The sequence below is a fragment of the Lentibacillus halophilus genome (assembly GCF_039522485.1).
GTDB classification, from domain to species: domain Bacteria; phylum Bacillota; class Bacilli; order Bacillales; family Amphibacillaceae; genus Lentibacillus; species Lentibacillus halophilus.
The window spans coordinates 1-11835 of record NZ_BAAADM010000050.1 but is presented as its reverse complement, the minus strand read 5'-3'; the positions used below and the strand labels follow the sequence as shown (position 1 = coordinate 11835).

Sequence of the window (11835 nt, the reverse complement as noted above, 5' to 3'; positions counted from 1 at the left end):
GCTCGCATGGTTCTGAGAGGGGAGTGATACACAATCAGCCGTTAGGCTGAGAGGTTCACTCCTACTTGACCTTTGTTTACTTTATGCCTTTTTTCCATTCATTCACAAGGTCCTGATGTTCTTTCACAAATTCTTTTCCTGCTTTTTCCGGGTCGGTGCCCTTTCTAATATTGACCATGACTTCGTTCATCTCGTCATATGTCCAGTCAAATTGCTTTAAAATTTTGTAGGCCGCCGGTGAGTCCTCTTTTAAGCCTTTTCGTGATGTTGTCCAGATGCTGTCTGGATCCCCGTATATATTCTTTGGATCTTTTAACATTTTCAAATCATACTTGCCAAAAGCGTAATGCGGTTTCCATAAGGTCGTGATCACGGGTTTCTTTTGGTCTACCTTATTGCCCAGAGTGGCGACCATAGCTGAATCCGAACTTGTCTGTACTTCCCATTTGTCTAAGCCGTATTTTTTCACCGCTCGTTTGGTGAGTTCAACATTGCCGGAGCCGGGGTCATTACCTGTGATTGTCCAATCCGTCCCTTTACCGACTTCTTCGTTGCCTTTGAGATCGCCAATGGAATCTATGTCCATATATGTAGGAACATATAGACCAATTGGGGCTGTGTCAATGTTTTTATTCAGTTTTACCAGATCGTCTTTGTGTTCATCCCAAAGATGGACAGCGTTGTTCGGAAGCCATGTACACATCATCGCATCGGCGTCTTTTTCAGCAATTGACGAAAACATCGCGCCTTTACCGACTTGTTTAATCGTAACGTTATAGCCTACATCTTCTAAAGTTGCTTTCATCACATTCGTACCGGCCACACAACCAGCCCAGGCAACATAAGGGATAGTAATGTCTTTGTCACCGAGATTTGCACTGCTTCCACTGTTTTCACCGCTATCGGCATCACCGTTCTCGGCATTGCTATCGTTGCTATTTGTACCACAGGCAGATAATACGAGGCTGAACAATATAACAAATGCCAAGGATACGATAGACATGTTTCTTTTTCGATACATTGTTTCTCAACTCCTTATAGCGAATGTTTTAATCTAACAAGTAGGTTGTTCATAGATGCTGACCGTAAAATTCTCTTTTCAGGTGTTCGCCGGCTCGTTTAAACGAGATACTGAACGTGGCTTGGGGCACATGTTGACGACCATGCGGTGATATGAGTCGGTGACGCCGATAATATAACTCTATTAAACTTTCAACTCATATCATCGTTATCATAACATTGAATCAAATATTGTCAACAACTCAACAAAGTGCCAGGCACCCACAAAATTCAGAAAAAACAAAGTGCCAGGCACCCACACAATTCAGAATTGTATAGGTGCCCGGCACTTATTCAATCAGCCATTCGCGGGCTGCTTCGGTGTTGTCTGGGGTGAAAAAGTCTACTTTAATGCCTGGGATGAGATTTTCCAGCTTAGCGTCCGCCTTGATCCAGGTTTGGTCTGTAATCACTGCAACATTTTTAATGCTTCTTAAATACTTGATCATTTTCAGATCTTCCACAAGTCCTTTCAGTGTAACACCTTCCAAGTTTTCAAACGTAATCAGCAAATGAACCGGTTCTTGTTCAGTGATTTTTTGTTTGAGTGTTTCCTCGAATGTTTCAATATCGGTTTTGCTTATTTTGTCCTTCATGACCATTTCGATAATCGGGCTGCCTTTTTGACTGGTTACGTTGATCATCCTTACCACACCCTTTCTGTGTATTGATCCATAAATACTATTCCTCAGTGTCTAAGACATCAAACATAGCGCCAGGCACCCAAACAATTCAGAATTGTACCGGTGCCAGGCACTTACAGGGTTTCCGGGTGACAGTCATTTTCTAAAACTTTGGCCCAGCGGATGAGGTGTCGTTCTTTCCATTTCCCGCTGATAAGTTGAACGCTGACAGGGATGTCATTGGCGAAACCGACCGGTAAGGATATGGCGGGGTGGCCTGTTATATTAAAATAGGACACGTAGCGGGTCATGCAATCAAAAATCGGTTCTTTCCCGTCGTTAAAATGGACTATTTCTTGACCTATTGGTTTCGGTTGCGCTGGCATGGTCGGTGTTATTATCGCATCCACGTGTTCCAGCAATGCATCACAGGCCGCCGTCATGTCGTGTTTTCGCTTCAGTGCGTGCAAGTACTCTGACGCAGAAATGGTTGTGCTGGCTTTCATCACATGACGGACATCGTCACCGTAATCATCCATTTGTTGCATACGATTACGGTGTTCATAGCCGCCCTCTGAAGCTGCCAATGTAAAACTTCGGAGAGCGGCTTCATTGGCAAACGGGATTTCAACGTCAACGAGGTGCGCACCGAGCTGTTCCAATGTTTTTAATGTCGATTGGTAGCCATCCAGTACATCTGCTTCAATTTTTTCATTAAAGACGTTGATGGGGACACCGATTTTAACGCCACGTAAATCTTCAGCTTTTGAATCGATGACAGAATAATTGTTTCCTGTCAACGCTTCCATCATGACCATTAAATCCGACATCGTTCGCGTGATAGGGCCGGGGTGGTCCAGGGATGGCGATATTAAGGTTATGCCTTGCTGTGGGAGCAGGCCCTGTGTCGGTTTCAACCCGATCAGACCGCAACTGGCAGCAGGAATCCGCACCGAGCCGCCCGTATCGGACCCTAAAGACGCAACGCTTGCCCCCGCCAGAACGGCAGCGGCTGATCCACCGCTGGAACCGCCAGCAGTCAATGCTTTGTTCCACGGATTTTTGACCGGACCGTAAAATGGGTTGTTGCTTGTAATGCCAAACGCAAACTCGTGCATGTTGGTTTTTCCGATCATAACGCCGCCGGATTGGTTCATCGCTTCGACAATGTCTGCATGTTGTTCCGGAATAACATCGTGATCAATTTTTGACCCACTTGTCGAAGGAACGCCTTTCGTGTGGATATTGTCCTTGTAGGAAAGCGGCACTCCTTCCAAGCGCCCAGCATCGCCTAATTGCCACTTTTTCTCAGAAATAGCTGCCTGTTGCAGTGCGACATCCTCGGTTATCGAAATAAACGCGTTTAGATCACTCGTTTGTTTGGCCTTTTCAATATAGTGTTGTGTTATCTCGACCGGAGAGAATTGCTTTTTCTCATACCCTTTCAATAACGATTGAATGGAATACAAAAGACGTTCCCCCTTATGGTTCCTGACCCGGTTTTATAATCCATTCTATCATACCGACAAAGTGCCAGGCACCGAAACAATTCAGAATAGATCTAGTGCCAGGCACCAAAATAATTCTGAATTGTGCGGGTGCCTGGCACTCCAACACTTTCAATTGACAATATTTCACAGTGTTACTATACTATTATCGATAGTTTGCGAGTTTTGTCGATAAATGGTAAAAAATCGTTTTAGTAAGGGAGGAAAAACCAGTGACTAACAATGGTTCTGATAATAATAATGACAACCAGAATCAACATGATCAAGATGGTAGTCATACCGATGTTTCAAGACGGAAATTTCTTAAAAACTCCGGTTACGCGGCAGGAGGTGTCGTCGGAGGCACGCTCTTAGGCGGATTGATCGGCAATCCTTTTGAAACACAACAAGCAACCAGCACAGGTGATGACACATCTCAAAAACATTTGCAACAAGCGCGTACATTTTTCAGCCGCAGTGATGATTTTAAAACACTAGCAGCTGCAACTGAACGCATATACCCTCAGGATGATAATGGGCCGGGCGCTATTGAACTAGGCGTGCCCTACTTTATTGACAAACAACTGGCTGGATTCTGGGGGTCCAACAGCAAAGATTACATGCACCCTCCTTTTAAACCACAGGCATCGGATACGCACGGATTGCAAACAAAACTCAACCGCGGAGAAATGTTTTTATTCGGGCTGAGGCGGATGCAGGAGGTCAGTCAGGAAAAACATAATAAATCGTTTTTTGACCTTGATGGGGAGACACAGGATGCGATTCTCGAAACGTTTGAATCAGACGATGTTAATGTCAAAGGAATGAAAGCCGATACTTTCTTTGAACTCCTCAGACAAACCACATTAGAAGGCGTTTATTCAGACCCGGCATATGGTGGCAATAAAGATATGCAAGGCTGGAAAATGATCGAGTACCCAGGTCCTCGCATGGGTTGGGGAAACGACATCGAATCAGAGAAATTTTTATCAAAACAACCGAAAAGCTTGCGAGCGTATCAAGGGGGCGGTCTATAAATGGCTAAGAAACTGGATAAAGTGGATGTTGTTATCGTGGGTGTCGGCTGGTCAGGAGGTATTATAAGCGCCGAAATGGCCAAAGCCGGAAAAAAGGTGGTTGCACTGGAGCGTGGTGACCATAAGGAAAGAAGTGACTACATTGGTGTAAAAGACGAGCTTCGTTTTGATAATCGCTATCAGATTATGCAAAATCTATCAGGCGAAACCATTACGTCACGAAATAATCTCGATGAAACAGCATTGCCGGTGCGAACAAGAACGAATATGCAGGTTGGAACGGATTTGGGCGGCGGCAGTGTCCATTGGGCCGGGGCTACGTATCGCTATTGGCCTTATGAATTTGAAATCCGCAGTAAAACAATAGAGCGTTACGGAAAAGATAAAATCCCCGAAGACATGAATTTGCAGGATTGGGGCATTACATATGAGGAAATGGAAACGTATTATGACAAATGGGAAAAAACAGCCGGTATCTCCGGCGAACAGGATCCATTGGCCCCTGAACGGAAGAACGAATGGCCCAATCCACCGCTCAAGGAAACCCCTTCTTTAAAGCTGTTTAAGGATTCAGCGAAAAATTTGGGTCTGCATCCTTTTCAAATTGCTGCGGGTAATATGAGCCAACAATATGAAAATCCGGACGGGGAGACACTTAATGCCTGTATGTACTGCTCATTCTGTACACGAAACGGCTGTGACTTCGGTGCCAAATCGGATCCGCTTGCGACCGTTATTCCCACAGCTTTAAAACATGATAACTATGAGCTCAGAACACATGCATACGTTCGACGCGTTCTATATGATGACAACAGCGGCAAGGCCAAAGGTGTCATGTATGTGGACGAAAAAACCGGCGAAGAATTCGAACAACCAGCCGATGTTGTCGTTCTGTCTGGTTTTGCGTTTACAAATAATCGTCTGTTAATGTTATCGAATATAGGCAAACAGTATGACCCGAAAACGAGAGAGGGCGTCATTGGCCGTAACTTTAATGGCCAGTATAATTCAGCATTCAATGGGGCAAAAGGGTTTTTCGAGAATAAAAAATTCAACCTGTATATGGGTGCCGGCGCACTCGGCGCAGCGGTCAATGATTATGCTGCTGATAATTTCGACCATTCTGATCTGGACTTTATCGGTGGAGGTGCAATCGAACTCAGACAATATGGCTTTGGTGCGATCGCAAGCAGCGAGAACGTTCCCAAGGATACGCCGCGCTGGGGCAAGAAATTTAAAAACGATTCGTTGCACTACGCGTACAGAACCTTGCAAATTTGGTATACTGCAATAACGATGTCTTATTGGCATAATTATTTGGACCTCGATCCAACCTATAAAGATGAATACGGTGATCCACTGCTGCGTGCGACGTACAAGTTTGGCGATCAGGAAAGAAATATAGCTAAATTCGGCGTGGAAAAATGCCATGAAATCATGGAGGAAATGGGCGCTGATATTATTGAAGATGATGAAGTACCGGAAGAATTCAACCATAGCTTTACCGGCGGCCATTACACCGGGGGCGTCGTGATGGGCGACGATCCAAATACATCGGCTGTCAATAACTACTTGCAAATGTGGGACGTGGACAATCTGTTCGTTGTAGGCGGATCAGCATTTCCACAATTTGGCGGCCACCATCCGACACCGACCATCGGCGCCTTAGCCTATCGTGCCGCAGAAGGCATTGAAAAGTATATGAATGACGGCGGTCAATTGGCAGAACCTAAAACGTCATAAAAAGTGCCAGGCACCAAAACAATTCTGAATTGTGTGGGTGCCTGGCACTTATAATTTTTAAAAAGCAGCTGTGGTCATACCAAAAAAGAGCGATGCCGCAATTAACGCAACAGATCCCTGCATTCCCCGCAAGGAGAGATTCCCTTTTTGAAACGTTAACCAACTCTTTTCCAGCTTTGGAATAGACCGGAAATTCCATATCAAGATGGCCAGCGTCAGAATAGCATAGATGAAATACGTCAGACGCCAATGCGGTGTCAACAGTATGGCACCTACTCCTGAAAGAACAATCCCGAAGCTTGTTCCGGAGTTGATCCATGTATTGGCTTTTCCTTGACTATCTTCCTTAATCCAAAGCGAAATAGCTGCACCATAAGGCGGGGAAGCAAATCCGGTACTGCCCCCGGCCAACAGCACACCCAGGACAAGCCCCCATACGTGGGGTGTGACGCTGATTAACATCATGCCGACAAACGCTGATAGACCGGCCAGCAAAATCATGCCTCTTGGCCCTTTTCGCGCTGTTAAAACGGTGGAGACAACAATGGTAAAACAATAGGCAACATAAAATAATGATGAGACCATACCTGAGATTGACTCCGACATATTAAGAGATGTGGACATATCAGGCAAAAGCAAGCCAAAACTGAACCTCGCCAAACCATACGTCACAGCAATCATAGTGACACCCGGCATCACCAGTTTTGAAAATCGCATAATATCCCTCCTGACATCCAATATTAGATAGAACGTCCTTTCTATTTTAAAACCAAAAAAATTACGATGTCTGTCGGACAAGTATCCGCGCCATCGCAATGGAATGGTCTGTCGCTTTCTCGGCACCGATCAGTGTCGTCATGGATGTCGTGCCTTCGAGAAGAAGCGTGAATTGGTCGGCTAAATCTTTGACGTTGGTTTTGCCTTTCTTCTGCGCCAACTGTTGAAAGTATCGGCGAAGTTTTGATTTATGCCCTCGGGCAATCGTTTCAATCTCGTTATCCATTCCCGCGTAATCTTCAATCGCCCGCAAAAACATATCACCTTTATAGGACAACTCGTTCAACCAGCGTCCATGTGCTTCCACAGCAAGTATGAACGGCGAATCCGAATCCATTTCCACATGCGCATCCAAATACGACCAATAGCGTTCTTCCCGTTGTTTGAGCACTTCTTCCACTAAATTATCCTTCGACGAAAAATGATTATACAACGTCATCGTCGCGACATTGGCTTCACTGATAATTTGTTTTAAACCGACCCCCCGGAATCCATGTTCATAAAATAGGTGTTCAGCCACTTCAAGCAAAGTTTCTTTTTTGACAGATCGGCTCATGAGTTTATTCTCCTTTTAAGGTAGATAGAACGACCTTTATAGTTAAAATAACAGGCGATTATCAGAACGTCAAGAACGATTGAAAACCACAACAAAGTGCCAGGCACCCAAACAATTCTGAATTGTGCGAGTGCCAGGCACTTATCACCGCTAAACGGAATATTCAGAGATATGAATATTATTTTGGAATATATGCAAGTAATAATGTTTTCTTTTGGTTTTATAACGTTATATCTATGTTTATTGCTATAAATTGGTAAATTTGCCATTTGAAGTAAACTACTAGGTCTATTAAAATTTATATTGTTGCATTGTTGACAAAACAGGTTCGTACGACTGCTTGTCATTTAATTGTGTCACCTTTTGAATATTCATGAGTATTTTTAGCAAGACGACAATATTAATTCAACGATATCAACAACGATGAAGACGTGTGGACGAGTTGAATTCTAGAGATGTAGCTAAAACGTCAAGGACACTATGGATTAATAGATAAGAAGCAACTGGTCTGCAGGATAGGTGCTTTCCCAATTTAATAGAAAGGTTGGATTATATGAATGGTTTTCCTGATATAACATTTAATTTTGGGGATTATATTGAATCATTTGTAAATTATTTAAACACGACGTTGAGTGCGCTTTTTGATTTTATCTTTATGGTTTCATCTAATTTTATTAACGGTATTGAAAGTTTTTTGATTAGCATGCCATGGTGGCTCATCATTGTGTTTATTGTACTACTGGGCTGGTATTTCAAATCACTGTCAGCAGGTATTCTTTACGGTCTATTTATGTTTTTGGTCGGTACGTTCGAATTATGGGAAGATATGATGACGACCATTGCGGTTGTTATGACGGCAGTTATTATTTCATTGGCACTCGGTATTCCGTTTGGAGTATGGATGTCTTTCAGCAAACTTTTTTCATTTGTTATGCGGCCGGTTCTCGATGCGATGCAGACCATGCCGACGTTCGTTTATCTGATTCCTGCTATCTTTTTCTTCGGTTTAGGTAACGTTTCCGCTATTTTTGCAACATTAATTTATGCCATTCCTCCCGTTATTAGGCTTACGGAATTAGCCATCAGGGGTGTTGACAAGGAAGTCATCGAATCAGCTGAATCATTCGGTTCATCCAGGTGGCAAATGCTATTTAAAATTCAGCTCCCACAGGCGCTTCCCACGATTATGGCAGGTGTGAACCAGACAACGATGATGGCCCTGGCTATGGTCGTTATTGCATCGATGGTTGGCGCACAGGGACTGGGAGAACAAGTCTTAGTTTCGATTAATCAGATTGATATAGCGCTTGGTGCTGAAGCTGGTATCAGTATTGTGTTTCTTGCCATTATTATTGACCGTGTCTTCGGTGGCTTGGCAAATAAATTTCAAAAGCATAGGAGGGTAAGTTAATGGCTGAAAAAATAAAACTCGAACATGTCTCCAAGATTTTTGGACACAAGCCGAAGTCGGTAATCCCCCAAGTAAAAAATGGCATGTCGAAAGAAGACATACTGGCTGAGACAGGTCATACTGTTGGTGTTTATGATGCGTCAATGGCGATTGCGGAAGGTGAAATCTTTGTCATTATGGGACTTTCCGGAAGCGGTAAATCAACGCTTATCCGGTGCTTCAACTTACTGAACAAGCCGACGGACGGGTCCATTTTCATTGATGGACAAGATATTGTTAAATCCAGCCGTGGACAATTGAAAGATGTTCGACAGAAAAAAATGGCCATGGTATTTCAACATTTTGGCCTTTTCAATCATCGGACCATTATGGCGAACGTTGAGTATGGCCTGGAAGTACGTCAAATTTCAAAAGAAGAACGGCGTGACATTGCCCAAAAGAATATTGAAAACGTTGGTCTGAAAGGTTATGAAAATAAATTTCCAGATGAATTATCCGGTGGTATGCAACAACGTGTTGGTCTGGCACGCGCACTTGCCAATGATCCGGACATCCTGTTAATGGACGAACCTTTCAGTGCACTGGATCCGCTAATCCGACGCGAAATGCAGCTGGAACTCCTGGATATTCAGGAACGATTGCAGAAGACGATTATCTTTATCACACATGATGTCAACGAAGCATTTAAACTCGGCGACCGGGTGGCTGTCATGAAAGATGGAAAAGTCAATCAGATCGGGACGCCGGAGGAAATTATCGAACATCCTGCAAATGATTATATATCCGACTTCATTCGGGATATCGATCGATCAAAAGTGTTTCAAGCGGAGAACATCATGATCAAACCAAATGCGCTCGTTTCCATGAAAGATGGATTGCAGGTTGCTCGTAAGGAAATGGAGGAAAATGGAATTTCCAGTGTTTTTGTCATTGATCGCAGCCGCCATGTGAAAGGCATTGTCACCATTGATGATGCGATCAAAGGGATTAAAGAAAAGGAAACACTGCCGGATGTGATGCGTACGGCTATTACGATTGTGCGCAACGACGAATATGTGAATGATCTGATTACGAAATCACTCGAGTCACGTTTTCCGCTGGCCGTCGTGAATGAAGAAGAAAAATTGGTTGGCTTTATTTTGCGTGTCCATGTTCTGTCAGGGTTGGCATCGAATGACGTTGATGAAACCGAAGAATATGACGGATAAACCATTCGAATAACCTCTCATTTCGTTAACACTTGAAGTGGGGTGTCTGTGTGAACACTAGCGTAATAGCAGCTCCACTAAAAAAAGAACCAAAAACAAGAGGAGGCGTTTTTGTTGAAACAAAAATCGTTATTATTTATCGGAGTTTTATTACTAACCGCCATGACGATTCTTGGCGGATGTAGCGGTGAGTCATCCGGTGGTGACAAAAAAGAACCGATTATTTTTGCGGATGAGAGTTGGGCTAGCCTTCGTTTCCATAATGAAATTGCCGGGACCATCATTGAAAAAGGGTATGGTTATGAGACTGAGCATCGGAAAGGCTCCGCGGCTGCCATATTAACCGCGCTCCGTGAAGGCGATATTGATGTCCATATGGAACTATGGAAGAAAAATAATCAAGAAGCATATAATGAGGGAATTGAAAGCGGCGATTATGTTAAACTGTCGGTCAACTTTGATGATAACTTTCAGGGCTTGTATGTGCCTACATATGTCATTGAGGGGGATCCGGAAAGAGGAATCGAACCGATGGCACCGGATTTAGAGTATATTACGGATTTAGCTGACTATAAAGATTTATTTCAAGACCCGGAAAATAAAGACAAAGGCCGCATTATCGGAGCTATTCCAGGATGGGAAGTCAGTGAGTTGACATTCCAAACATTGAAAGAATATGGGCTGGACGAACAGTATAATTATTTCCGTCCAGGTTCCGAAGCAGCAATTAATGCGTCGCTGGCCGATGCGTATAAAAATGGTGAACCGTGGGTCGGCTATAACTATGAACCAAACTGGGTTATGGGTGAATACGAAATGACGCCATTACGTGAAAAGAAAGACACGCCATTATCGGGTGTTGCAGAACAGGATGTCGAGATTGTTTCGCACAAAAGCCTGCCCGAACGAGCACCTAAGGTCACTGAATTTCTCAAAAACTATCAAACGTCCAGTAAAGTAGCGAATGAAGCACTCAACTATATGCAAAATAAAGATGCATCAGCTCATGAAGCAGCCATCAAATTTCTAAATGAAAAAGAATCGCTTTGGACGGAATGGGTACCCGAAGACGTAGCTTCTAAAGTGAAAGAAGGACTTTGATGCGTTGACGAGAGAGCTATCTCAGTGTTCATCTTTCAATTTAAAAAGTCTCGCGGAATGGCGGGGCTTTTTATTTTCGTTACCTTACCCAATTTTTCTTTTATGTCAGTGAACGGGGGAGATGAACTGATCACTTTTGGTAGTTGATCACAATGGGAATGAGTTGGTGTTCGCGCGTTGGATGTCATCTACGTTTAAACGCTCGATATTTGTGGGATATTATGTAAAAACAGCCTTGCAAAACAGTGATTCTTGGCATATAATAAAACTAGAAGACATAATACTAAAAAGAACCCCGACAGTGGCATGTCGGAGTTCTGGTGAGTTGCGCCGCGTGATGTTGCGGTGGAGCGGCAGGAGTAATCCCCAACCAGTCCATTTTCACAGGGTGGGGATTACTTTTTTATGATCAAAACAATGAATGTCACGACAGCCATGAGCAGAGACCCAAAGCTGATCATGAGCATTAGCGTTTGATATACCGTAATCATGTGCGGCATCACCTCCCACCTCATTGTGACATGACCATGTCAACCAACGAGCAGCAAAGGATCCACCGCCCCATCCTGCTTATGCAACCCAACGCTATTGTAACAAAATTATCTATTATTTTGTGGTTTTAAAAGAAAGATTGATTGTCGACGGCTGACGAATGCAGAAAGACCATTCAATTAGCCTAGGAACAAAGTTTTATGCCGGATAGATTTGCAATCCGATAAATAAGAAGACCACAGCAACACCAAAGAAAACCACAACTAATGGAAATATAATGGACCCAAGATTTTAGACACGAAAAAGGGAGATGTTAAGGTACTTTTATGAAACGTAAAAGC

General features: G+C 43.6%; 11 protein-coding genes. 5 read left to right on the top strand and 6 right to left on the bottom strand.

What is annotated here, in order from left to right:
• Window positions 1–76: 76 nt before the first annotated feature.
• The 3 genes from ABDZ72_RS09485 to ABDZ72_RS09475 form a co-directional block, all read right to left on the bottom strand.
• On the bottom strand, window positions 77–1021 hold the full coding sequence (locus ABDZ72_RS09485) for a glycine betaine ABC transporter substrate-binding protein (RefSeq protein ID WP_343752577.1): 945 nt from the start codon (window positions 1019–1021) through the stop codon (window positions 77–79).
• 328 nt (window positions 1022–1349) lie between these two features.
• Window positions 1350–1703, bottom strand: a complete 354-nt coding sequence (locus ABDZ72_RS09480; RefSeq protein WP_343752576.1) for a SpoIIAA family protein — start codon at window positions 1701–1703, stop codon at window positions 1350–1352.
• Between the two features lie 113 nt (window positions 1704–1816).
• Window positions 1817–3151, bottom strand: coding sequence for an amidase (locus ABDZ72_RS09475; protein ID WP_343752575.1), 1335 nt, complete (start codon window positions 3149–3151; stop codon window positions 1817–1819).
• 251 nt (window positions 3152–3402) lie between these two features.
• On the opposite strand from ABDZ72_RS09475, the gene ABDZ72_RS09470 reads away from it, so the two are divergent.
• Both ABDZ72_RS09470 and ABDZ72_RS09465 read left to right on the top strand, forming a co-directional pair.
• Entirely contained in the window at window positions 3403–4206 is an 804-nt protein-coding gene (locus tag ABDZ72_RS09470) for a gluconate 2-dehydrogenase subunit 3 family protein (RefSeq protein WP_343752574.1), read from the top strand.
• Entirely contained in the window at window positions 4207–5949 is a 1743-nt protein-coding gene (locus ABDZ72_RS09465; RefSeq protein ID WP_343752573.1) for a GMC family oxidoreductase, read from the top strand.
• A gap of 57 nt (window positions 5950–6006) precedes the next feature.
• Here ABDZ72_RS09465 and ABDZ72_RS09460 read toward each other — a convergent pair whose 3' ends face one another.
• Both ABDZ72_RS09460 and ABDZ72_RS09455 read right to left on the bottom strand, forming a co-directional pair.
• Window positions 6007–6666, bottom strand: a complete 660-nt coding sequence (locus ABDZ72_RS09460; RefSeq protein WP_343752572.1) for an MFS transporter — start codon at window positions 6664–6666, stop codon at window positions 6007–6009.
• 61 nt (window positions 6667–6727) lie between these two features.
• Window positions 6728–7282 carry a TetR/AcrR family transcriptional regulator gene (locus ABDZ72_RS09455; protein WP_343752571.1) on the bottom strand — a complete coding sequence of 185 codons (555 nt, stop codon included), beginning with the start codon at window positions 7280–7282 and terminating at the stop codon, window positions 6728–6730.
• 553 nt (window positions 7283–7835) lie between these two features.
• Between ABDZ72_RS09455 and ABDZ72_RS09450 the strand changes: the two genes are divergently transcribed.
• The 3 genes from ABDZ72_RS09450 to ABDZ72_RS09440 all read left to right on the top strand — a co-directional run bounded on the left by ABDZ72_RS09450 (window position 7836) and on the right by ABDZ72_RS09440 (window position 11002).
• A complete protein-coding gene (locus ABDZ72_RS09450) occupies window positions 7836–8693 on the top strand; it encodes an ABC transporter permease (protein ID WP_343752570.1) in 858 nt (285 codons plus the stop codon).
• On the top strand, window positions 8693–9901 hold the full coding sequence (locus ABDZ72_RS09445) for a quaternary amine ABC transporter ATP-binding protein (RefSeq protein ID WP_343752569.1): 1209 nt from the start codon (window positions 8693–8695) through the stop codon (window positions 9899–9901). Before ABDZ72_RS09450 ends, ABDZ72_RS09445 begins: the two co-directional genes overlap by 1 nt.
• A gap of 114 nt (window positions 9902–10015) precedes the next feature.
• Window positions 10016–11002 carry an ABC transporter substrate-binding protein gene (locus ABDZ72_RS09440; RefSeq protein WP_343752568.1) on the top strand — a complete coding sequence of 329 codons (987 nt, stop codon included), beginning with the start codon at window positions 10016–10018 and terminating at the stop codon, window positions 11000–11002.
• A 395-nt stretch (window positions 11003–11397) separates the two neighbouring features.
• On the opposite strand, the gene ABDZ72_RS14435 is transcribed toward ABDZ72_RS09440, so the two are convergent.
• Window positions 11398–11493, bottom strand: a complete 96-nt coding sequence (locus ABDZ72_RS14435) for a putative holin-like toxin (protein ID WP_425542370.1) — start codon at window positions 11491–11493, stop codon at window positions 11398–11400.
• Window positions 11494–11835: the final 342 nt, after the last annotated feature.